We start from the raw sequence: 22,561 nt of genomic DNA on the forward strand, positions 1-22,561 counted from the left end.
GTAGATCGACCTTTGTCAGCAAGCTGAAGGGCCGCCAAGCGCGGCCCTTCTTGTTTTTGTGGCCGCATCCGCTCAGGCCGATGCTTGCCCGTTGTCGCGCACCATCCTGTCGAGCTGGTCGATGATGGCGCCGGCAGTGATCTCGCCTTTGGCCTTGTGCAGGGCGCTGTATAGCGGATCGCGCAATGCCGCCAGTTCCGCCGGACTGCCGGCCTTTTCCACCTTGACCTGGAGCAGGTAGCCGCGCAGGCCCAGGTGATGGCCGATGACGTCCGTATAGAAGTGATAAAGCTGCTGGTAAGCACCGCCGGTGGCTTGCAGGGAGGCTTGCGCCAGCAAGGCGTCGTCCCGTAACTGCACATTGGCACCACGCATGCCGTACATGGAGAACAGGCTGTCGGCCTTGGCATCGCCATGGTCAGCCATGCTGGCGGGCGGGTTTGGCGGGCTGGTAACCGTTGGCGCTGGCTGCTGCGCATCCTCCGCGCGGATCAGCCCGGCAGCCAGCAGGGCTTCGATGGCCTCAGGCCCGACGCCCATGCCGCCGGTCTGGGCCAGCAACTCGCTGCGGCGGCGCTCTCCATTGACGATCAGCAGCAAGGCGCGCAACTTATGGTCCAGCTTGCGTGCGCGCGTGCGGATTTCGTCATGGCCTTGCTCGGTCTTATGAAAAACCGGGTCGGTCATGTCTCGCTCCATTGTGATAGGCCAGGCAGCGCCGTGCGGTGGGCCGCACTTGGCGTCATGCGGCTCGCCGGCCGATTATCGCCACGTTGTTTGGGACGCTGGCGCGCTGCAAAAAAACGAGTCGCCAAAGCGCACTACAATGTGGTGCACCATAAAAGTAACAAAATTTGCACCCGCCTATTCACCCAACTGAAAACTGTGGCCATGCAACAACGAGACAAACTCTTTATCAACGGTAAGTGGATTGCCCCGCACGGTACCGGCCTGATCAACGTCATCCACTCCACGACCGAAGCCGTCATGGGCCGCATCCCCGAAGGCCACGCGCGCGACGCCGAGGATGCCATCCAGGCAGCGCGGGCCGCCTTCGACAGCTGGTCGGCCACGCCGCCCAGCGTGCGCGCGGGCTATATCCGCAAGATTGCGGAGGGCCTCAAGGAGCGCAGCGAAGAACTGGCGCAGCTGATCGCCGGCGAAGTCGGCATGCCGATCAAGCTGGCGCGCGCCATCCAGGTGGGCGGCCCGGTCTACAACTGGGCGCAGGCCGCCAAGCTGCTCGATACCTTTGCGTTCGAGGAAGAAGTGGGCAATTCGCTGGTGGTTCGCGAGCCGGTCGGTGTGGTCGCGGCCATTACGCCGTGGAACTACCCGCTCAACCAGATCACGCTGAAAGTGGCGCCGGCGCTGGCCGCGGGCTGCACCGTGGTGCTCAAGCCGTCGGAAGTGGCGCCGCTCAATGCCTTCGTGCTGGCTGAAGTGATCGAAGCCGCCGGGCTGCCGCCGGGCGTGTTCAACCTGGTCACCGGCTATGGCCCGGTGGTGGGCGAGGTACTGGCCAGCCACCCGGAAGTGGACATGGTGTCGTTCACGGGTTCCACGCGCGCCGGCAAGCGCGTGTCCGAGCTGGGCGCGCAGAGCGTCAAGCGCGTCGCGCTGGAGCTGGGCGGCAAGTCCGCCTCGGTGATCCTGGATGACGCGGACCTGGCTGCCGCGGTCAAGGGTACCGTTGGCGCCTGCTTCCTCAACTCCGGGCAGACCTGCTCGGCGCACACCCGCATGCTGGTGCCGCGCGCACGCTACGACGAGGTCAAGGCGATCGCCAAGAAGGTGGTCGAAGGCTATACCGTGGGCGACCCGTTGCTGGAAACCAGCCGGCTCGGCCCGCTGATCTCGGCCGCGCAGAAGGACCGCGTGACCGGCTATATCCAGCGCGGCATCAACGAGGGCGCGGAACTGGTAGCCGGCGGCCCGGAGGCGCCGGAAGGCCTGGACAAGGGCTTCTTCGTCAAGCCGACGGTGCTGGGCAATGTCGATCCCAAGGCCACGGTGGCGCAGGAAGAGATCTTCGGCCCGGTGCTGTCGATCATCTGCTACGACACCGAGGAAGATGCCGTGCGCATCGCCAACGACAGCATCTACGGGCTGGGCGGCGGCGTGTGGTCGGTCGACGAGGCGCGCGCCATCCGCGTGGCGCGCCGTATCCGCACCGGCCAGGTCGACATCAACGGCGGCCCGTTCAACATGCAGGCGCCGTTTGGCGGCTACAAGCAGTCCGGCAACGGGCGCGAGGCCGGCAAGTACGGGCTCGAGGAATTCCTCGAGTACAAGTCGCTGCAAATGAAGAAGCCGGCTGCCTGAGGCCGGCGGCTCGCGAAGGCGGGCGCTGACCCGTGCGCCCCCGCCTTCGCGCGAGGAACGATGCCCGGCTGTTCCGGGCATTTTTCATGGGCCGCTTCGCTGGCCGGCTACTTGGCCGGCTGGTTGACTGAATCGTTGGCCGATTTCACGTTGGCCGGATTCATGATTCGGCGATAATGCCGGAGTTCCATTGGCCTGCAAGCGGGCTGCGGGCTAGCGGACGGGCAAGATACACGGGACCAAAAACATAAATAAGAACGCGGGCGCGGCACGCCACGCCACGCGGGGAGAGGGATCGATGCGTTGGTTGAAACGGCTGACCTGGCTGGTATTGACGCTGGCGGTGCTGCTGCTGGTCGGCGCGTTTGGCGCTTATGTCTGGTATCGCCAGGCATCGCAGCCGCAGACCGCGGGCACGCTGAAGCTGACCGGCCTGCGTGATGGCGTATCGATCGTTCGGGACCGCCATGCCGTGCCGCATATCAAGGCGGCCAATGCGCAGGATGCCTACTTTGCGCTCGGCTTCCTCCACGCGCAGGATAGGCTGTGGCAGTTGCAGATGAGCAAGCGCATCGTGTCCGGTCGCCTGGCGGAAATCCTGGGGCCGAGCGCGTTGGATACCGACCGCTTCCTGCGTACCCTGGGCGTGCGGCGCAACGCCGAGGCCATCCTGAGCCAATCCTCTGCCGAGACCCGGGCCGTGCTGCAGGCCTATGCCGATGGCGTGAATGCCTATATCGATGGCCACAAGGGACCGTTGCCGCCGGAGTTCCTGATCCTGCGCACCCGGCCCGAGCACTGGGAGCCGGCCGATACGCTGGCCTGGCAGACCATGATGGCGTGGGACCTGGGCGGCAACTGGACCCAGGAGACGCTGCGCATGCGGCTGGCGCAGGTGCTGCCGGTGGCGCGCATCAATGAGCTGTTGGCGCCTTATCCCGGCGATCGGCCGCTGCGCACCATGGACTACGGCAATCTCTACCGGCACCTGGCGCCGCTGGCCACGGCCATGGCGCGCGTCGAGCAGCGGGCGCCGGCGGGTTACGTGGAGGGCATGGGCTCGAACAACTGGGTGGTGTCGGGCGCCCATACCCGTTCGGGCAAGCCGCTGCTGGCCAATGATCCGCACCTCGGGCTGCAGGCGCCGGCGCTGTGGTACTTCGCCCAGCTGCAGGCTCCCGGGCTGGATGTCACGGGCGCCACGCTGCCCGGCATGCCGGCGGTGGTGCTCGGGCACAACCAGCGCATCGCGTGGGGTTTCACCAATACCGCGCCGGACGTGCAAGATCTCTATATCGAGCGCTTGCAGCCTGGCAGCACGCAGCGCTACCAGACTCCGGACGGCTGGGCAGACTTCATCACGCGCACCGAGACCATCCACGTCAAGGGGGCGCCCGACGTGAAGCTGAGCGTGCGCGAGACGCGCCACGGCCCGGTGATCTCCGATGCGGCCGAGCCGGTGGCGACCGCCGCGGCCCCGCTCGGGGCGCAGTACGTGGTGGCCTTCCAGTGGACCGCGCTGCGTGCCGACGACCGGACCGTGCAGGCCGGGCTGGCGCTGAACCGCGCCACCGACTGGGCCAGCTTCCTGGCAGCGCTGCGCGATTTCCATTCGCCGCAGCAGAACATCGTCTACGCCGACGTCGATGGCAACATCGGCTTTATCGCGCCCGGCCGTGTGCCGCTGCGCCGCGCCGACAATGACCTGAAGGGGTTGGCGCCGGCCCCCGGCTGGGATGCGCGCTACGACTGGACCGGCTTCATCCCGTTCGAGCAGTTGCCGCGCAGCTTCAATCCGCCCGAGGGCGTGATCGCCACCGCCAACCAGAAGATCGTCGAGGACGACTACCCGTACTTCCTGACCAGCGAATGGACCGTGGCGTATCGCTACCAGCGCATCCGCACGCTGATCGACGCCACCGAGCGGCACACCATGGACAGCTTTGGCGCGATCCAGAAAGACACGCTCTCGCTGGCCGTGCGCGACGCCTTGCCGCTGCTGCTGGCATCTCCCTTCGCCAGCAATCCGGCGCTGCCGCAGCGCGAGCGCGCGCTGATCGAGTCGCTGCGCAAATGGGACGGCGATATGCAGGCCGGGCTGTCCGAGCCGCTGGTGGCAACCGCATGGCTGCGCGAGCTGTCGCGCGTGTTGTTCGAGGACAAGGTGGGAGATACGCTGTTCAACCGCCTGTGGGAGCAGCGTAACGTGCAACAGCCCATGCTCAACGTGTTGCGAAATCCGCGGGGGCAGGGCGCGTTCTGGTGCGACGACAGCAAGACGCCCACCCAGGAGAGCTGCGACGACGCCATCGCCAGCGCCTGGCGCCTGGCCATTGCCGACCTGGACCGCCGCTACGGCGGCAAGCCCGAGCGCTGGCGCTGGGGCAAGGCGCATGCAGCCCGGTCCGAGCACAAGCCGTTCGGCAAGCAGCCTTACCTGGCGGGTTTGTTCAACGTCAAGGTACCCAGTGGCGGCGACACCTATACGGTCAACGTGGGACGCCACAATCTGCGTGACGAGGCGGCGCCGTTCGAGAGCGTGCACGCGGCCAGCCTGCGTGCCATCTACGACCTGTCCGACCTGGCCGAGTCGCGCTTCATGGATTCGACCGGGCAGTCGGGCAACGTGATGTCGACCCACTACCGCGACTGGACCGACAAGTGGGCCGCGGTGCAGTACATCACCATGGCGCCGGGCCGCCGCGCGCCGGGCAATGAGGCCTTCGATACGCTGGTGCTGCAACCGGCCGGCAGGCGATGACCGAGGTGGACATTGCCATCGATTGCGTGCTGCTCGGCACTGTGCGCCCGTTTGGGCCCAAGGGCGTACCCAGCGGCATCGACAAGCATGCGGTTGACGCGGCGGTGCGCGTCACCGTGCCGGGATTGGCCGGAGATGGGCAGGGAGACCCCAAGCACCATGGCGGCCCGGGAAAAGCTATCCACCACTACGCGTTCGATCACTATCCCGCCTGGCGCCAGGAACTGTCGGCGCTATCCGCGCAGGCTGCCGAGGTGCTGGCGCGGCCCGGTGCGTTTGGCGAGAACGTGAGCACCGCCGGCCTGACCGAGGCCGACGTCTGCATTGGCGATCGCTTTCGCCTCGGCGGGGCGTTGGTCGAGGTATCGCAGGCTCGCCAGCCCTGCTGGAAGCTGAACCATCGCTTCGGGCACGCCGGCATGGCGCGCGCCGTCCAGCAGAGCCTGCGCACGGGCTGGTATTACCGGGTGCTGGAAGAGGGGGAGCTGACGCCGGGCGACCGCCTCCTGCTGGTAGAACGGCCCAATCCCGGCTGGAGCCTGCAGCGGCTGCTGCACGTGCTCTATGTGGATCGGCTGGATAGGGTCGCCCTGGCTGCCATGGCGGCGCTGCCGGCATTGGCCGAGAACTGGCGCAACCTGGCGCGCCAGCGGCTGGAACGGCACGAGGTCGAAGATATGGAGCGGCGGCTGGCAGGCGGTTGAGCCCACGCTCGACCACCGAGGGAAGGGAGAATCAGCCCTGGCGGAAGCGCTTGCCCTTGCCCTCGCGCGTGATGCGCTCCCACACCACCTGCTTTTCCGCATCGTCCATGAAGACCCAGTTGCTGACTTCCATCGCGCTGCGGCCGCAACCCTGGCAAATCTCATCGAACAAGGTCGAGCAGATGCCGATGCACGGGCTGTCCGGGCGGTCGAACAGGCTTTCGTCGCCGCGGGGTTGGCCTGGCTGTGACTCCGGCTGCCCACTGGATTGCTGGGCGGATTGGCTGGGGTCTTGCGGGTTTGACGGCATGCGGCTGGGTGGCGGGACGGATGGGCGCCCATTATAAACGGGTGGATGGGCCGGTCTTGGCTGCCAGCCGATTACCTGCAAGGTTATTGAGCCGCTCCGCCGGTGCGCATAAGCTGGAGCGAGCCTGAACTACCGATCACCCTGAGGAGCCCCCCATGCTGTCCCTGATCCCCGCCTTGTCCAGCGCTGCAAGCACCGCCGCCTCGCCGCCTATCGATCCGCGCATCCGCCACACCGTGGAGCAGGTGCTGATGGGCTCGCCCGTGGCGCGTGCCTTGGGCATTGCGCTGGATGTGCTGGCCGTGGACCAGGTGGAGTTGCTGCTGCCCTTCAGCGCGGCCAACGTGACGGTTGGCGAGATCGTGCACGGCGGCGTGATCGCCACCCTGATCGACGTCGCGGGCGCGGCGGCGGCTTCGGGCGCCGATACCGATAACCTGCGCGGGGGCGCCACCAGTTCGCTGAACATCCAGTATCTCGAAGCGGCCCGCGCGGCGAACCTGCGCGCCGTCGCCAACGTGGTGAGGCGAGGGCGCCGCCAGGTGGTGACCGAGGTCTCGGTCTACGCGCAAGGGGCGGACCAGGTCGAACTGGTGGCCAAGGCCTTGATGAGCAGTGCTTTGTTCTGAGAGAGGGGGACGGGATCCTGACGCCACCGGCCCTTGCGCGACGATGGCCTGGAAGCACGCCCCGACCTTGTCATTGAGGGTCACGTTGGAGGCCCTCACGTTCGCAATGTTGAAATTCTGGATCGCATCCTTGGCGAGGGCCACCTATGAACGTGCGCACTCAGTCAGCCAAGCTGGTCCTGGACGATGTTCAGCGGCTCGGCATCGAGCTGCCGCGCCAGTTCATCCACCGCCCGCCGGATCGGTTGCCCGCTCTTGGCCACCTTGGCGAGCGTCAGCGCCCCTTGCCAGCCGCAGATCACCAGGCCGGCGAGTTCGGTGGCGCGCGCCCGCGGAATTCCATGCGCGGCGAAGGCGTCGGCAAGCACAGCCTCCCAGGCGGCGAACGCCGCGTTGCCGGCCGCTGCGACGCCCTCGGCTTCGGGAGCGATTTCCAGCAGGATGGTCGAGATCGGGCAGCCGTCGCGGTAATCGGACTGCGCCATCCACCCGGCCATCAACACCCCATAAGCGCGCACGATCGCCCCGGGCGACTCATGCTCGGCGCATAGCTGCGCGAGCGTCGTACGCACCAGTTCCCCGGCGTACGCGATGACTTCCTCGGCGATCTGCTCCTTACCTCGCGGGAAGTAGTGATAGAGCGAGCCTTTCGGCGCACCACTCAGTGCGACGATGTCATTGGTGCCGCTGGCGGCGTAACCATACCGGCGAAAGAGCACGGCGGCGGAGCGGATGATCTTGTCCCGGTGCTTGGCTTGAGCGGCCATGTGACGAAGTCCTCGGTCGTTGGAGGGGTTGTTATCCCTCGAGAATTATATAGACTGGTCTACATTAAAAATAGTGGTGGGGCAATCGCAGCCTCACCGATCCGACCAGGAGACACCACGATGACCAGCCCCACGGCCGAGCATGCCGATCTTCCCGCCGATCTTCCCGCCGGTCTTCCGCCCGGCTTTGCGCCGCATTTTCGCCATAGTCCGCTGACCGACCCTTGGGAGCCGTTGTACTCGAAACGCTCGGACCAGGCCATCGTGCTGGCGGTGAAGCTCGCCCAGGCCCACACCAATGCGCGCGGCTTTGCCCATGGCGGGCTGATCACGGCCCTGGCGGACAACGCCATGGGGCTGTCGTGCGGCATGCAGTTCGCCGAGCCGCGCAGCCTGGTCACCGTGAACCTGTCGATCGACTTCCTCGGCGTGGCACGGATCGGGCAGTGGCTGCTGTTCGAAACGTCATTCACCAAGGTCGGCGGGACGCTGTGCTTTGCCCAGGCTTTCGTCACCGCCGACGGCGTGGCTTGCGCCAGGGCCAATGCGACCTTCCGGGCCATGCAGTGAGTTTTTCCTTGGATCTCAACCAGGCAGGGTAATGCAATGACAGCAAATACGAACAGCACCAACGCGACCACGAACGCGACCACCAACGCGACCACCAACAGCGCCTATTCGCTGGACGCGGTCAAGCGCGTCAACCAGACCGCCGCATTCAACCGGTGGCTCGGCTTCGAGGTGATCCGCGCGGAGGGCGGGGCGGCGGAGCTTCGCATGGCCTGGCATGACCAAGCCACGCAATACGCGGGATTCCTCCATGCGGGCGTGATCGGCGCCCTGGTCGATACCGCCTGCGGTTTCGCGGCCACCACGGTGGCGGGGCCGGTGATGGCTTCCCACTATTCGGTGAACTGCATGGCGCCGGCCGTGGGGCAGGCATTCGTGGCGCGGGCCAGCGTGACCAAGGCGGGCAAGCGGCAGGTGTTTGCGAGGGCGGAAGTGTTCGCCGAGCAGTCCGGCGGCGAACTCCGGCTGGTGGCATCGGGCGAGGTCATCCTCGTGCCTGTCGATGCACAGACCCCCAAGCCACCTGTGCCGCACGACTGAGATCCCTGGCTTGAAATCACTAACGCAATTAACCGCCAAGCATTTGCACCTTACGACCAAACCAGTGCCATCTCGCGCGATCCCGCAACTCCGGCCGCACGCGGCTTCGGCGGGCCAGGCGAGCCTGCAGGGCGAGAGGTAAGGCTTGAATGGAAAATGGCAGTCCGCTCGCTACGCGAGCCGACTGCCATTCACACGGCGCGGCCAGGCCGCGAGAGACCTGTCCGGTGCGCCGATAGTGGTAGCTCCGGGATACTCCCGGTAGCGGGCGCCGTGGCCGGCCCCGCACCGGGGTGAAATCCAGGCCGCGGCGTCAGCCGGCCTCAGAACGCGTCGCCGGGCACGCGCACCCATCCTTCCATCAGCACCCGGGCGCTGCGGCTCATGATGGCCTTGGTCACGGTCCATTCGCCGTCGACCTGGCTGGCTTCGGCGCCCACCCGCAAGGTGCCCGAGGGATGGCCGAAACGCACGGCGTTGCGCTCGCCGCCGCCGGCCGCCAGGTTCACCAGCGTGCCAGTAATTGCCGCTGCGGTGCCGATGGCGACCGCGGCCGTGCCCATCATGGCGTGATGCAGCTTGCCCATGGACAAGGCGCGCACGAGCAGGTCGACGTCGCCGGCGGCAACCTGCTTGCCACTGGAGGCCACGTAGCCGGCCGGCTTGGCGACAAAGGCAACCTTCGGCGTGTGTTGCCGCGTGGCGGCCTCATCGATATGTTTGATCAGGCCCATGCGCACCGCGCCGTGGGCGCGGATGGTCTCGAACATCGCCAGGGCCTTGGCGTCGCCGTTGATGGCGTCCTGCAGCTCGGTGCCCTTGTATCCAATGGCTTCCGCGTTGAGGAAGATGGTCGGGATGCCGGCATTGATCATGGTGGCCTTGAGCGTGCCGACGCCCGGCACCTCGAGATCGTCCACCAGGTTGCCGGTGGGGAACATGGCGCCGCCGGCGCCGTCTTCCTCGGCCGCCGGGTCCATGAACTCAAGCTGCACTTCGGCGGCGGGGAAGGTCACGCCATCGAGCTCGAAGTCGCCGGTTTCCTGCACGGCGCCATTGGTGATGGGTACGTGCCCGATGATGGTCTTGCCGATATTGGCCTGCCAGATGCGCACGATGGCCACGCCGTTGTGCGGGATGCGGCTGGGGTCGACCAGCCCGGCACTGATGGCGAAGGGGCCGACGGCGGCGGAGAGGTTGCCGCAGTTGCCGCTCCAGTCGACAAAGGGCTGGTCGATGGAGACCTGGCCGAACAGGTAATCGACGTCGTGATCGGGCTTGCTGCTTTTGGCGAGGATGACCGTCTTGCTGGTACTCGAGGTCGCGGCGCCCATGCCGTCGATCTGCTTGCCGTAAGGGTCCGGGCTGCCGATCACGCGCATCAGCAGCGCATCGCGGGCCGCGCCCGGTACCTGCGCGGCTTCGGGCAAATCCTGCAGGCGGAAGAAGACGCCCTTGCTGGTGCCGCCACGGATGTAGGTGGCGGGGATCTTGATCTGGGGTACGTGGGCCATGGGGTTCTTGTCCTGATGAAACCGGGCGGTACGTTGCCGTACCGCCCGAACACGTTGCTGGTCGATGCGCCTGCGCGCGCTTAGGCAGCGGCCTTCGACGACTCGAGGAAGTCCTGCGCAAAACGCTGCAGCACGCCACCAGCCTCGTAGATCGACACTTCTTCGGCGGTGTCGAGGCGGCAGGTCACCGGCACTTCCACGCGCTCGCCGTTCTTGCGATGGATCAGCAGGGTGAGATCGCAGCGCGGCGTGCGCTCGCCAATCACGTCGTAGGTCTCGGTGCCGTCGATGCCCAGCGTGGTGCGGTTCACGCCAGGCTTGAACTCCAGCGGCAGCACGCCCATGCCAACCAGGTTGGTGCGGTGGATGCGCTCGAAGCCTTCGGCGGCAATGGCTTCCACGCCGGCCAGGCGCACGCCCTTGGCGGCCCAGTCGCGCGAGGAGCCCTGGCCGTAGTCGGCGCCGGCAATCACGATCAGCGGCTGCTTGCGGGCCATATAGGTCTCGATGGCTTCCCACATGCGGGTGACCTTGCCCTCCGGCTCGACACGGGCGAGCGAGCCCGGCTTGACCTTGCCGTCCACCACCACCATTTCGTTCTTCAGGGTGGGGTTGGCAAACGTGGCGCGCTGCGCGGTCAGGTGGTCGCCGCGGTGGGTTGCGTAGGAGTTGAAGTCTTCCTCCGGCAGGCCCATCTTGGCCAGGTACTCGCCGGCTGCGCTGTCGAGCATGATGGCGTTGGACGGCGACAGGTGGTCGGTGGTGATGTTGTCGCCCAGCACGGCCAGGGGGCGCATGCCCGTGAGCGCGCGTTCGCCCGCCAATGCGCCTTCCCAGTAGGGCGGGCGGCGGATGTAGGTGCTCATCTCGCGCCAGTCGTACAGCGGGTTGGCCTGCTCGCCGGTGTCGGCGGTCACGGCGAACATCGGCTCGTAGACCTTGCGGAACTGCGCTGGCTTCACGCTGGCGGCAACCACCGCGTCGATCTCTTCATCGGACGGCCAGATGTCCTTCAGCGTCACCGGCTTGCCATCGGCGTCGGTGCCCAGCACGTCCTTCTCGATATCGAAGCGGATGGTGCCGGCGATGGCGTAGGCCACCACCAGCGGCGGCGAGGCCAGGAAGGCCTGCTTGGCATACGGGTGGATGCGGCCGTCGAAGTTACGGTTGCCGGACAGCACGGCGGTGGCGTACAGGTCGCGCTCCACGACTTCCTTCTGGATCACCGGATCCAGCGCGCCGGACATGCCGTTGCAGGAGGTGCAGGCATAGGCCACCACGCCAAAGCCCAGCTGCTCCAGCTCCGACATCAGGTTGGCTTCTTCCAGGTAGAGCGTGACCGCCTTGGAACCCGGCGCCAGCGAGCTCTTCACCCAGGGCTTGCGGGTGAGGCCGAGCTTGTTGGCGTTGCGCGCCAGCAGGCCGGCAGCCACCATGTTGCGCGGGTTGTTGGTGTTGGTGCAGCTGGTGACGGCGGCGATGATCACGGCGCCGTCCGGCATCAGGCCGGGCTCGTTCTCGACCTTGCCGCTGATGCCGCGCGCGGCCAGCTCGGAGGTCGGCACGCGCTTGTGCGGGTTGGACGGGCCGGCGATGTTGCGCACCACCGTGGACAGGTCGAACCTGAGCACGCGCGGGTACTCGGCGTGCTTCAGGCTGTCCGCCCAGAGGCCGGCTTCCTTGGCGTAGGTTTCCACCAGCTTGACCAGTGCATCGTCGCGGCCGGTGAGCTTGAGGTACTTGATGGTCTGCTCGTCGATGTAGAACATCGCGGCGGTGGAGCCGAACTCCGGCGCCATGTTGGAGATGGTGGCGCGGTCGCCCAGCGTCAGGTGGGTGGTGCCTTCGCCGAAGAATTCGAGGTAGGACGACACGACCTTTTCCTTGCGCAGGAATTCGGTCAGGGCCAGCACGGTGTCCGTCGCGGTGATGCCGGGCTGCGGCTTGCCGGTGAGTTCCACGCCGATGATGTCCGGCAGGCGCATCCACGAGGCGCGGCCCAGCATCACGCTTTCGGCCTCCAGGCCGCCCACGCCGATGGCGATCACGCCCAGCGCGTCCACCATCGGGGTGTGGGAGTCGGTGCCGACCAGCGTGTCAGGGAAGGCCACGCCGTCTTTGACCTGCACCACCGGGCTCATGCGCTCGAGGTTGATCTGGTGCAGGATGCCGTTGCCAGGCGGAATCACGTCGACGTTCTTGAACGCCTTCTTGGTCCAGTTGATGAAGTCGAAGCGGTCTTCGTTGCGACGGTCTTCGATGGCGCGGTTCTTCTCGAATGCGTCGGGATCGAAACCACCGCACTCGACGGCCAGCGAGTGGTCCACCACCAGTTGCGTCGGCACGACCGGGTTGACCAGGACCGGGTCTCCGCCCTGGGCGGCGATGGCATCGCGCAGCCCGGCGAGGTCGACCAGCGCGGTCTGGCCCAGGATGTCATGGCAAACCACGCGGGCCGGGAACCAGGGGAAATCCAGCTCCTGCTTGCGCTCGACGATCTGTTTGAGCGAAGCGGTCAGCGTGGCGGGGTCGCAGCGGCGCACGAGGTTCTCGGCCAGCACGCGCGACGTGTAGGGCAGCTTGTCATAGGCGCCCGGCTGGATCGCCTCGACCGCGGCGCGCGTGTCGAAGAAATCCAGCTGGGTACCGGGCAGCGGTTTGCGGTTTGCAGTGTTCATTTTGTAGGGAAGAAATAAAGTAACGATCAGGGGGCAGTGGCCGCACCTTGCGACCAGCTACCCCCTCTCCCACGGGCGATGCAGGGGAGCAAACCGGCATCCGGCTAGATGGCTAGATTACTTGCGATCCTTGATCGGCACGAACTTCAGGTTCTCCGGACCCGTGTAGTTGGCGCTGGGGCGGATGATCTTGTTGTCGATGCGTTGCTCGATGATGTGCGCTGCCCAGCCCGAGGTGCGCGAGATCACGAACAGCGGGGTGAACATGGCGGTCGGCACGCCCATCATGTGATAGCTCACCGCGCTGAACCAGTCGAGGTTGGCGAACATCTTCTTGCCATCCTGCATGGTGGCTTCAATGCGATCGGCAATGTCGAACATCTTCATCGAGCCGGCATCCTTGGACAGGCGGCGCGCCACTTCCTTGATCACCTGGTTGCGCGGGTCGGAAACCGTGTACACCGGGTGGCCGAAACCGATCACCACTTCCTTGTTTTCCACGCGGCGCGAGATGTCGATGTGCGCCTCGTCCGGGCTGTCGTAGCGCTTCTGGATCTCGAACGCCACTTCGTTGGCGCCGCCGTGCTTGGGGCCGCGCAGCGCGCCGATGGCGCCGCAGATCGACGAGTACATGTCCGAGCCCGTGCCGGCGATCACGCGCCCGGCGAAGGTGGAGGCGTTGAACTCGTGCTCGGCGTACAGGTTGAGCGAGGTCTGCATGGCGCGTTCCCACAGCGCCGAGGGCTTCTGGCCGTGCAGCAGGTGCAGGAAGTGCGCGCCGATGGTGTCGTCGTCGGTCTCCACCTCGATCCGGCGGCCATTGTGGCTGTAGTGGTACCAGTACAGCAGCATCGAGCCCAGGCTGGCCATCAGGCGGTCGGCGATGTCGCGCGCGCCGGGGGTGTTGTGGTCGTCCTTTTCCGGCAGCACGGTGCCGAGCACGGACACGCCGGTGCGCATCACGTCCATCGGGTGGGCGCTGGCGGGCACCCATTCGAGGGCGGCCTTGACGTTGGCGGGCAGGCCGCGCAGGGCCTTGAGCTTGGCCTTGTAGGCGGCCAGTTCGGCGCGGGTGGGGAGCTTGCCGTGCACCAGCAGGTGGGCAATCTCCTCGAATTCGCAGGTCTCGGCGATGTCGAGGATGTCGTAGCCGCGGTAGTGCAGGTCGTTACCGGTGCGGCCGACCGTGCACAGCGCGGTATTGCCGGCGGTAACGCCAGACAGGGCGACGGACTTCTTCGGCTTCGGGGCGGCTAGCGGTTGCGCTTCGGACATGGGGGGAGTCTCCTTGGGGTTGCTGTGCTCGTGTGCTGTTCGTGTGCTGCTGGTGTGCTTACTTGGCCTTGCCCTGGGCGAACAGGGCATCCAGTTTTTGTTCGTACGCGTGATAGCCGATGCTCTCGTACAGTTCGGCGCGCGTCTGCATGGTGTCGACCACGTTCTGCTGCGTGCCGTCGCGGCGGATGGCAGCGTACACGTTTTCGGCAGCCTTGTTCATGGCGCGGAAGGCGGACAGCGGGTAGAGGACCATCGACACGCCGGCACCACCCAGTTCCTCGGTGGTGAACAGCGGCGTAGCGCCAAATTCGGTGATGTTCGCCAGCACCGGCACCTTCACGGCGTCGACGAACTTGCGGTACATGGCCAGGTCGGTCATGGCTTCCGGGAAGATGGCGTCGGCGCCGGCTTCCACGCAGGCCACGGCGCGCTCGATGGCCTTGTCCAGGCCTTCTACGGCCAGCGCGTCGGTGCGGGCCATGATGACGAAGTTCTCGTCGGTGCGGGCATCGACCGCTGCCTTGATACGGTCGACCATTTCGCCTTGCGAGACGATTTCCTTGCCCGGGCGATGGCCGCAGCGCTTGGCGCCGACTTGGTCTTCGATGTGCATCGCACCGGCGCCGAACTTGATCAGCGACTTGGTGGTGCGCGCCACGTTGAAGGCCGAGGCGCCGAAGCCGGTGTCGACGTCGACCAGCAGCGGCACGTCGCACACGTCGGTGATGCGGCGGATGTCGGTCAGCACGTCGTCCAGGTTGGAGATGCCCAGGTCAGGCAGGCCGAGTGAGCCCGCGGCCACGCCGCCACCCGACAGGTAGATCGCGCGGTAGCCCGCGCGCTTGGCCAGCAGGGCATGGTTGGCATTGATCGTGCCGACGACCTGCAGGGGATGCTCGTCGGCCAGGGCCTGGCGAAAGCGGGCGCCGGCGGAGCGGGCGAGGTCGGAAGTGGAGAAGGTCATGATCATCGCTTTAGGAGTGGACGGCTGATAAGCGCAAGGGGTGTGCCAGCCTGTTTTGGCCGTGCATCGGGCCGCGCGGAGGATGGGGCGCGTCGGGCAGGTACCCTTGCCAGGCTTGGGCTGGCGGCGGTTTCTGCGGCTTCGTGCCTGGCGCTGCGTTGCATCCCGGGTATGTGATGAATTTCAAATATGAAAGCATTGTATTTCAATATTGAAATGCAATCCGCATTGGCGCACAATCTCCAGATTAGCGCCATTCGGCGTATCTGCAGCGTTTTCCGTCTCCATGCAATCCGGCATCCTCCTGCCCATCACCCCTTCCGCCACCGCCACGCCGGCCCGCCCGCGGATCTGGGCCATTGGCATCAGCCGCCTGTCTCGCGCCTTTGCCGACCTGATCCCGGCCTACGCCGCGCAGGCCGAGTTCCGCATCGTGGGCAAAGGCTACGCGGCCGCTGCGAGCGCCGTCGCCCGCGAAGCGCGCGAGGGCAGGCTCGATGCCGTGGTGGCGGGCGGCTCAAACGGCGCCTACCTGCGCCAGCACGTGGATGTGCCCGTGGTGCTGGTCAAGGTGACGGGGTTCGATGTGATGAGCGCGCTGGCAACGGCGCGGCGCATCTCGCCCCGGGTGGCGCTGGTGACCCATGCTGCCACCTATCCCGAGGTGGACGAATTCGTGCGGACGTTTTCGCTGTCCATCCCGGCCTACACCTACCTGACCGAGGATGACGCCGCGGCCCGCGTCAAGGCGCTCAAGCAGGAGGGCGTGCAGGTGGTGGTCGGGCCCGGCCTGGTGACCGACCTGGCCGACAAGATCGGCTTGATCGGCGTGTTCCTGTACTCCGGCAATTCCGTGCGTGGCGCGCTGGAGGACGTGATTGAAGCCGCGCGGCTGCGCCGCATCGAATCCGGCCGGCGCGACTACGTCAACACCATCCTGGCGCACCTGAACGAAGGCGTGGCCGCGGTCGACGCGGAAGGGCGCATCCAGACCTACAACCCCGCCATGGAGCGGTTTCTTGGCACGGCGCCGGCCGCCGCGCTGGGCCGCAAGCTGCAAGCGCTGGCCCCTGCGCTGTCGCTCGATGGCGTGATGCAGAGCGGCAGCAAGGAACTCGAAGCCATTCACAAGCTTGGCGACAAGATGGTGGTGGTCAACCGCATCCCCATCGTCACCGAGAGCGGCGCCACCGGCGCGGTGCTGACGCTGCAGGATGCCAATGCCATCCATCGGGTCGACCGCAACCTGCGCTCGCGCAGCCGCGCGCGGCCGGCCGGCGTGCGCTACAGCCTGGACGACCTCGCCGGCGCCTCACCGGCGATGCATCACCTGCGCGAACTGGCGCGGCGCTACGCGGCGGTGGATTCCACCGTGCTGGTGGGCGGCGAAAGCGGCACCGGCAAGGAGGTGCTGGCCCAGGGCATGCACGACGCCAGCCCGCGCCGCGTATTTCCGTTCGTGGCGGTCAATTGCGCGGCGTTCCCGGAGACCCTGCTGGAAAGCGAGCTGTTCGGCTACGAAGAGGGCGCCTTTACCGGTGCGCGCCGCGGCGGCAAGGCCGGCCTGTTCGAGTCCGCCCACAACGGCACGCTATTCCTTGATGAGGTGGGCGACATGCCGCCCGCGTTGCAGACGCGCTTGCTGCGCGTGCTGCAGGAAAAGCAGGTGTTGCCGATTGGTGGGCTGGACGCCGTCCCCGTCAACGTCCGCGTCATTGCCGCAACGCACCGCAACCTCGGTGAACTCGTGCGGCAGGGCAGCTTCCGCCAGGATCTCTATTACCGCCTCAATATCCTGCGCATCGAGATGCCGCCGCTGCGGGAGCGCGCCGGCGACCTGCCGGAACTGGCCGAACTGCTGTACCGGCGTGCCCAGGAGCGTCTGGGCACGCCAGCGCCGCAGCCGCTGCCGCAGGCGGTGCGGGCAAGGCTGTCGGGCTATGCGTGGCCGGGCAATATCCGCGAACTGGAAAATGTGACGGAGCGCATCGCGGTGCTGGTGGCAGGGCGCAAGCTGGCGCCGGCGGACCTGCTCGAGGAATTGCATGCGGCAGCGCCAGAGTTGTTTGGCACGCAGGCGCAGGGCGATCCTTCGCCATCGGCTGGCGGCGTGCGCAAAGCGGCGGGGAGTGGCGACGGCGACGCGACAGACGCCGGCTCGCTCGCGGGCGTGGCACGCGCCAGCCAGGCTGAGCATATCCGCCGCGTGCTGGCGGAATGCGGCGGCAACCGCGCCGCCGCCTGTCACCAGTTGGGCATCAGCGCCACCACCTTGTGGCGGCGCTTGAAAGAGGCTACGTAGCCAGTCTCATTGCCGTGCCACCCCACCAGGTACCGGCACATGCGGCGTCAGGCCCTTAGCTGCCAGCCAGGCCGAATTGAACAGGCGCCCGGCATACAGGTCGCCGCGGTCGCTCAGCAGGGTGACGATCGTGTGGCCCGGCCCCATCTCGCGTGCGAGCCATGCCGCCGCCGCCACGTTGATGCCGGACGAGCCGCCCACCCATAAGCCTTCCTCGCGCAGCAGCCGGTAAACCATGTCGACGCAGGCCTGGTCGTCGATCTGCACCGCATCGTCGATCGGCGTGTCCGCCAGGTTGGCCGTGACGCGGCTCGAGCCGATGCCCTCGGTGATGGAGTTGCCCTCTACCTTGATCGCGCGGTGCTTGACGAAGTGATACAGCCCGCTGCCATGCGGGTCAGCCAGCACGATGCGCACAGGCGGGTTGCGCTCTTTCTCTTTCAGGAAGCGCGCGACGCCCGCCAGCGTGCCGCCCGTGCCGGTGGCGCAGACGAAGGCGTCGACCTTGCCGGCGGTGTCATGCCAGATCTCCGGGCCGGTGGTTTCGTAATGGGCCTGGCGGTTGGCGAGATTATCGAACTGGTTGGCCCAGATGGCGTTTTCCGTCTCCTCGGCCAGGCGCCCGGCCACTTTCTGGTAGTTGTTGGGGTCGGCGTAGGGTGCGGCCGGTACCGGGCGCACCTCGGCACCGAGCAGGCGCAGGCGTTCCATTTTCTCCGGTGACTGGGTGTCGGGGATGACCACGATGCAGCGGTAGCCGCGCGCGGCGCAGATATGCGCCAGGCCGATGCCGGTATTGCCGGCGGTGCCTTCCACTACGGTCCCGCCAGGCTTGAGCACGCCGCGCCGTTCGGCATCGCGGATGATGTAGAGCGCCGCCCGGTCCTTGACCGAGCCGCCCGGATTCAGGAACTCGGCCTTGCCGAGGATTTCGCAACCGGTCTCCTCACTCAGGCCTGCCAGCCGGACCAGCGGCGTATGGCCGATGGTGCCGACGAAACCATCCTTGACGTCCATGATGCACTCCGGGTGTTGCGCCCCGTATCCGCTGGAGCGTCACTCAAAGTGATAGATCGGTGTTGGGGGAATGACAAGCGGGTGGGAGCCCAGAGTCGGGAAAGGCTCGGCTTTCGCTGTAAAAGCGTATTTTGACTTACTTTTTGACCACGGCCGGGGGCGACCGTCAGGCAGCGTTCAACCACCGGAAATTGATATCCCCTTCCAGGAAATCCTGCCGGGTGGCGTGAAAGTCACGCACATACTCGCTGTTGAGGTGCGATTCAAGCGCGTGCCTGGAATTCCATTCCATGTAGAGCACGAACACCTCGGCATCCTCGGCGTCTTCCCCCACGTGGTAGCGCAGGCAGCCGGGTTCCATGGCGCCGCGCAGGCGCAGCGCGGCCAGCTTGGCGACCAGGACCTCACGGCGGTGAGCTTTGGCGCGCGCGATTCCGACAAGCGTGTACGTTGTGGACATGGTGTGAACGGCAAGCGAGTGGCGGGCCATTGTAGCTGTGCGGCCGCGCCTTGGGACGAATGCCCGAGGGCGTTGGCTGGATATTCGGGCGGGTTGACAAGTCGGCCCCTGGGTGATGGCAGGGCAACAAGTGGTGTCGGCTACGCGGCAGCGCCGACGCATCAACGCTGCTGCGTGCCGTGGGCATAATGGGTCCGCAGCAGCCAGGCGCGCCAATCGGCATGTGCGTAGCTAAACTACAACAACTGTTGTCAAGGATGGGCAATGAGTCATATCGAGCGTCTTCGTCTTCCCGATAATGATCCTGCTTTCGGCAGCAACAGGGTATTCGACCTCTTCCAGTACGCCCCGGCGGTCACCGCGAACGGGCTGGCGTTCATCGCCGGTCAGATCGGCATGCGCGCCGATGGCTCCATTGGGGAAACGCCCAAGGAGCAGATCGAACTGGCATTCGGGCGCCTGGAAGCCATTCTCGGGCATCTCGGGCTCGACTTTACCGACCTGGTGGAGCTGGTGTCGTACCACGTGAATGTGGGCGAACAGCTTGCCGATTTCCGCGCCGTGAAGGAACGGTTCATCAAATCGGACTTTCCCGCGTGGACGATCCTGGGCGTGGCCGCGCTCGCCCGCCCGGAACTCGTGATCGAGATCAAGGCGGTGGCGGCGGTCCGCAAGCAAGCGTAAGCAACGCGCTTTGCGCCTTATGGCGTGGCTTGCCGGGTGATGACCTGCCCGTTGCGCGCCCCGCTGTGTGCGCCGTGCTGCCACGTCACCGCGCCGTTGACGATCACGGTGTCGATGCCTTCGGCCGGGCGGGTGGGGGTTTCGTAGCTGGCGGCATCGCGCACGTTTGCGGCATCGAAGATGACGATGTCGGCATGGTGGCCCACTTCGAGCGTGCCGCGTTGATGCAGGCCGAAGTTGCGCGCCGTCAGGCCGGTCATCTTCCAGACCGCCGTCTCGAGCGGGAACAGGCCGATCTCGCGACAGTAGTGGCCCAGTACGCGGGGGAAGGTGCCCCACAGGCGCGGATGCGGGCTTTCGCCGACGGGAATGCCATCGGAGCCGATCATGGTTTCGTCGAAAGCGAGGATGCGCTGCACGTCGTTCTCGTCCATCAGGAAGTAGACCGCGCTGCCCGGCTGCAGGCGGCGCGCGGCTTCGTCCTTGGCCACGCCCCATTCCCTGGCGATGTCGTCCAGATCGCGGCCCGCGCATTCGGGGTGCGGCTGGCTGGTGGCGATCAGCACCCGGCCTTCGAGCATGCCGCGGTCCGTGCGGATCATGGTGGAACCCGCCGTGTACGGGTAGCAGTCGAGCGAGACGCACTGGTGCTTCATGGTCTCGCGGATGAAGGGCAGCGTGACCTGGCTCCTGCCGAAGTTCGCCGTGTTCTGCAGCTTGTGGTGCGACACCACCACCGGCACGTCGAGCTCGCGGCCGATGCGGAAGGTCTCTTCGAGCGATTGCATGACGTGGTCGGACTCGTCGCGCATATGCGTGACGTAGAGCGCCTTGCGCGCGCTGAGCGGCCGGCAGACCTCGATGATTTCCTCGGTCGTAGCCTTGGCGGCGGGCGGGTAGAAGGTGCCCGTCGACAGGCCGATGGCGCCGGCCTGCATGGCTTCTTCGACCAGCGCCTGCATGGCAGCGATCTCGTCGGCGTTCGCTGGCCGGTCGAGCGCCGCCATGGTAACCGCGCGCAGCGTCGAATGGCCGACCATCGCTGCCACGTTGACCGAGCTTGGCGTGGCGCGCAGCGCATCGAGGTAGGCCGCGAAGGTGGTGAAGCGGCCCTCGGCCGGCGAATCGATCAGGCTCAGCGGCATGGGCAGGTCCATGTCGGCGCGCAGGGGCGCGGCGCTGACGCCGCAGTTGCCGGCGATCACGGTGGTCACGCCCTGGGAGATCTTGAAGGGCATGGCGGCTTGCGACAACACGGCTTGGTCGTCATGCGTGTGCGCATCGATGAAACCCGGGGCGACGATGCGGTCCCCGGCGTCGAGCGTGCGGTCGGCCGTGTGGCCTGCCAGGTTGCCGATCGCCGCGATGCGGCCGCCGCGCACGCCGATATCGGCGCCAAAGCGGGGTGCCTTGCTGCCGTCGATCACGGTACCGCCAACGATGAGCAGGTCGTAGTGCGTGGAAGTAGGGTCGGACATCGGATTCCTTTCTTGGGATGGAACGAGTCGGTCAGCGGAAATGGCAGGCCACCTGATGGCTGCCGGTGGTGGAAGGCCGTTCGGTGAGCGCGGGCGCCTGTTCCTTGCACACGGCCTGCGCCAGCGGGCAGCGCGTGTGAAAGCGGCAGCCAGGCGGCGGGTTGGCCGGACTGGGCGGATCGCCCTGCAGCAACAGGCGCCGGGCCGGCGTGCGCGGGTTGGGCACGGGCACGGCGGACAGCAGGATCTCCGTGTACGGGTGGCGCGGCGCGCTGAACAAGGTGTCGCGCTCGGCCAGCTCGACGATCTGGCCCAGGTACATCACGGCGACCCGGTGGCTGATGTGGCGCACCACCGCCAGGTCGTGCGCGACGAACAGGTAGGCGATGCCGAACTCGGCTTGCAGGTCCATCAGCAGGTTGACCACCTGCGCCTGTACCGAGACGTCGAGCGCCGACACCGGTTCGTCGCAGACGATCAGCTTGGGGTTGAGCGCGAGCGCGCGCGCGATGCCCAGCCGCTGCCGCTGGCCGCCCGAGAATTCGTGCGGGAACTTCCTGACCGCCTCGGGCCGCAAGCCGACCTTGCTGAACAGCCACTGCACGCGTTCAGCGCGCTCGGCACGCGAATGCATGCCGAAATTGCGCAGCGGCTCGCTGACGATCTCGCCGGCCGTCAGGCGCGGGCTTAGCGAAGCGTAGGGGTCCTGGAAGATGATCTGCAGATCGCGCCGGCGCAGCCGCATGGCGCTCGCGGTCAGGCCCAGCAGTTCCTCGCCGTCGAGCTGCACCGAGCCGGACGTGGGCTCGACCAGGCGCAGCACCGACTTGGCGGTGGTGGTCTTGCCGCAGCCGGATTCGCCGACCAGCGAGAGCGTCTCGCCGCGCTCGACGGTGAAGGAGACGCCGTCCACCGCCTGGATAGGCCGCTTGCGCGGCGCCAGCCAGCGCTGCGGCGCGATGTAGTGCTTCTTGAGCCGGTCGACCTTGAGGAGAGGCGATGGCGTTGCGGTGGTGGTGCTCATGCGATGGCTTCCTGGGCTTGCGGGTTGCATTCGATGCGGCCGTCCTCGACCGCGAAGCAGGCCACCGCATGGTCGCCGCCGTGGCGCGTGAGTTGCGGAATCTCGCGCGCGCAGCGCGTGTCGGCATGCGGGCAGCGCGCCGCGAACGCGCAGCCGCGGCGCGCCTCCTGCGGCGATGGCACCAGGCCGGGGATTTCTGCCAGGCGCTGGCTGCTGGTGTTCATCGAGGGCATGGAGGCCATCAGCGCGCGGGTGTAGGGGTGCAGCGGGCGGTCGAACAGGTCGATGACGCCGGCTTCCTCGACCTTGCGCCCGGCGTACATCACGATCACGCGGTCGCAGCATTCCGCCACCACGCCGAGGTCGTGCGTGATCATCACCACGCCCATGCCTAGCTCTTTCTGCAGGCGGCGGATCAGGTCCAGGATCTGGGCCTGGATGGTCACGTCGAGCGCGGTGGTGGGCTCGTCGGCGATCAGCACCTCGGGGTTGCAGGCCAGCGCCAGCGCGATCATCACGCGCTGGCGCATGCCGCCGGAGAGTTGGTGCGGGTATT

General features: G+C 66.7%; 20 protein-coding genes. 8 read left to right on the forward strand and 12 right to left on the reverse strand.

The features are described from left to right. Positions 1–72: 72 nt before the first annotated feature. A complete protein-coding gene (locus ACYP5B_RS31400) occupies positions 73–687 on the reverse strand; it encodes a hypothetical protein (protein ID WP_459572266.1) in 615 nt (204 codons plus the stop codon). Positions 688–891: 204 nt separating this feature from the next. Between ACYP5B_RS31400 and ACYP5B_RS31405 the strand changes: the two genes are divergently transcribed. The 3 genes from ACYP5B_RS31405 (at position 892) to ACYP5B_RS31415 (ending at position 5,790) form a co-directional block, all read left to right on the forward strand. Then, the gene (locus ACYP5B_RS31405) at positions 892–2,325 is read left to right on the forward strand and encodes an aldehyde dehydrogenase family protein (protein WP_400093062.1); all 1,434 of its coding nucleotides are present in this window, start codon (positions 892–894) and stop codon (positions 2,323–2,325) included. 298 nt (positions 2,326–2,623) lie between these two features. Next, on the forward strand, positions 2,624–5,086 hold the full coding sequence (locus tag ACYP5B_RS31410) for a penicillin acylase family protein (protein WP_459572267.1): 2,463 nt from the start codon (positions 2,624–2,626) through the stop codon (positions 5,084–5,086). Next, positions 5,083–5,790 (forward strand): MOSC domain-containing protein, encoded by a 708-nt coding sequence (locus ACYP5B_RS31415; protein WP_459572268.1) that lies wholly within the window; start codon positions 5,083–5,085, stop codon positions 5,788–5,790. Before ACYP5B_RS31410 ends, ACYP5B_RS31415 begins: the two co-directional genes overlap by 4 nt. Before the next feature lie 31 nt (positions 5,791–5,821). Here ACYP5B_RS31415 and ACYP5B_RS31420 read toward each other — a convergent pair whose 3' ends face one another. After that, positions 5,822–6,100, reverse strand: a complete 279-nt coding sequence (locus ACYP5B_RS31420; RefSeq protein ID WP_400093057.1) for a DUF1289 domain-containing protein — start codon at positions 6,098–6,100, stop codon at positions 5,822–5,824. 155 nt (positions 6,101–6,255) lie between these two features. Between ACYP5B_RS31420 and ACYP5B_RS31425 the strand changes: the two genes are divergently transcribed. After that, positions 6,256–6,729, forward strand: a complete 474-nt coding sequence (locus ACYP5B_RS31425) for a PaaI family thioesterase (protein WP_459572269.1) — start codon at positions 6,256–6,258, stop codon at positions 6,727–6,729. 164 nt (positions 6,730–6,893) lie between these two features. Here the strand turns inward: ACYP5B_RS31425 and ACYP5B_RS31430 are convergent, their stop codons facing one another. After that, positions 6,894–7,496, reverse strand: coding sequence for a TetR/AcrR family transcriptional regulator (locus tag ACYP5B_RS31430; RefSeq protein WP_267603179.1), 603 nt, complete (start codon positions 7,494–7,496; stop codon positions 6,894–6,896). A 120-nt stretch (positions 7,497–7,616) separates the two neighbouring features. Here ACYP5B_RS31430 and ACYP5B_RS31435 point away from each other — a divergent pair, with 120 nt between their 5' ends. Then, positions 7,617–8,066 (forward strand): PaaI family thioesterase, encoded by a 450-nt coding sequence (locus ACYP5B_RS31435; protein WP_459572270.1) that lies wholly within the window; start codon positions 7,617–7,619, stop codon positions 8,064–8,066. Between the two features lie 36 nt (positions 8,067–8,102). After that, entirely contained in the window at positions 8,103–8,606 is a 504-nt protein-coding gene (locus ACYP5B_RS31440) for a PaaI family thioesterase (protein ID WP_400093053.1), read from the forward strand. Between the two features lie 323 nt (positions 8,607–8,929). On the opposite strand, the gene prpF is transcribed toward ACYP5B_RS31440, so the two are convergent. The 4 genes from prpF to prpB form a co-directional block, all read right to left on the reverse strand. Continuing rightward, entirely contained in the window at positions 8,930–10,120 is a 1,191-nt protein-coding gene (gene prpF / locus ACYP5B_RS31445; protein WP_459572271.1) for a 2-methylaconitate cis-trans isomerase PrpF, read from the reverse strand. 80 nt (positions 10,121–10,200) lie between these two features. Then, complete coding sequence (gene acnD, locus ACYP5B_RS31450; RefSeq protein ID WP_459572272.1) at positions 10,201–12,798, reverse strand: Fe/S-dependent 2-methylisocitrate dehydratase AcnD; 2,598 nt, start codon at positions 12,796–12,798, stop codon at positions 10,201–10,203. A 117-nt stretch (positions 12,799–12,915) separates the two neighbouring features. After that, a complete protein-coding gene (prpC, locus tag ACYP5B_RS31455; protein WP_400093050.1) occupies positions 12,916–14,073 on the reverse strand; it encodes a bifunctional 2-methylcitrate synthase/citrate synthase in 1,158 nt (385 codons plus the stop codon). A gap of 58 nt (positions 14,074–14,131) precedes the next feature. Then, positions 14,132–15,040: a methylisocitrate lyase gene (gene prpB, locus ACYP5B_RS31460; RefSeq protein WP_267603172.1), complete on the reverse strand. Its 909-nt coding sequence runs from the start codon at positions 15,038–15,040 to the stop codon at positions 14,132–14,134. Between the two features lie 286 nt (positions 15,041–15,326). Between prpB and prpR the strand changes: the two genes are divergently transcribed. Continuing rightward, a complete protein-coding gene (gene prpR, locus ACYP5B_RS31465; protein WP_459572273.1) occupies positions 15,327–17,342 on the forward strand; it encodes a propionate catabolism operon regulatory protein PrpR in 2,016 nt (671 codons plus the stop codon). A gap of 6 nt (positions 17,343–17,348) precedes the next feature. Here the strand turns inward: prpR and ACYP5B_RS31470 are convergent, their stop codons facing one another. Continuing rightward, the gene (locus ACYP5B_RS31470; protein ID WP_267603170.1) at positions 17,349–18,359 is read right to left on the reverse strand and encodes a cysteine synthase A; all 1,011 of its coding nucleotides are present in this window, start codon (positions 18,357–18,359) and stop codon (positions 17,349–17,351) included. A 166-nt stretch (positions 18,360–18,525) separates the two neighbouring features. Further along, positions 18,526–18,819 carry a putative quinol monooxygenase gene (locus ACYP5B_RS31475; RefSeq protein WP_318235855.1) on the reverse strand — a complete coding sequence of 98 codons (294 nt, stop codon included), beginning with the start codon at positions 18,817–18,819 and terminating at the stop codon, positions 18,526–18,528. Positions 18,820–19,083: 264 nt separating this feature from the next. Here ACYP5B_RS31475 and ACYP5B_RS31480 point away from each other — a divergent pair, with 264 nt between their 5' ends. Continuing rightward, positions 19,084–19,503, forward strand: a complete 420-nt coding sequence (locus ACYP5B_RS31480) for a RidA family protein (RefSeq protein WP_459572274.1) — start codon at positions 19,084–19,086, stop codon at positions 19,501–19,503. Between the two features lie 17 nt (positions 19,504–19,520). Here ACYP5B_RS31480 and ACYP5B_RS31485 read toward each other — a convergent pair whose 3' ends face one another. The 3 genes from ACYP5B_RS31485 to ACYP5B_RS31495 all read right to left on the reverse strand — a co-directional run. Continuing rightward, positions 19,521–20,981 carry an N-acyl-D-amino-acid deacylase family protein gene (locus tag ACYP5B_RS31485; protein ID WP_318235857.1) on the reverse strand — a complete coding sequence of 487 codons (1,461 nt, stop codon included), beginning with the start codon at positions 20,979–20,981 and terminating at the stop codon, positions 19,521–19,523. Between the two features lie 31 nt (positions 20,982–21,012). Beyond that, positions 21,013–22,005, reverse strand: a complete 993-nt coding sequence (locus tag ACYP5B_RS31490; protein ID WP_459572275.1) for an ABC transporter ATP-binding protein — start codon at positions 22,003–22,005, stop codon at positions 21,013–21,015. Then, positions 22,002–22,561 (reverse strand): ABC transporter ATP-binding protein (locus ACYP5B_RS31495; protein ID WP_459572276.1); only part of this gene is annotated, 560 nt, incomplete at its 5' end. The genes ACYP5B_RS31495 and ACYP5B_RS31490, both read right to left, overlap by 4 nt.

It is taken from the genome of Cupriavidus sp. 8B (assembly GCF_054589115.1).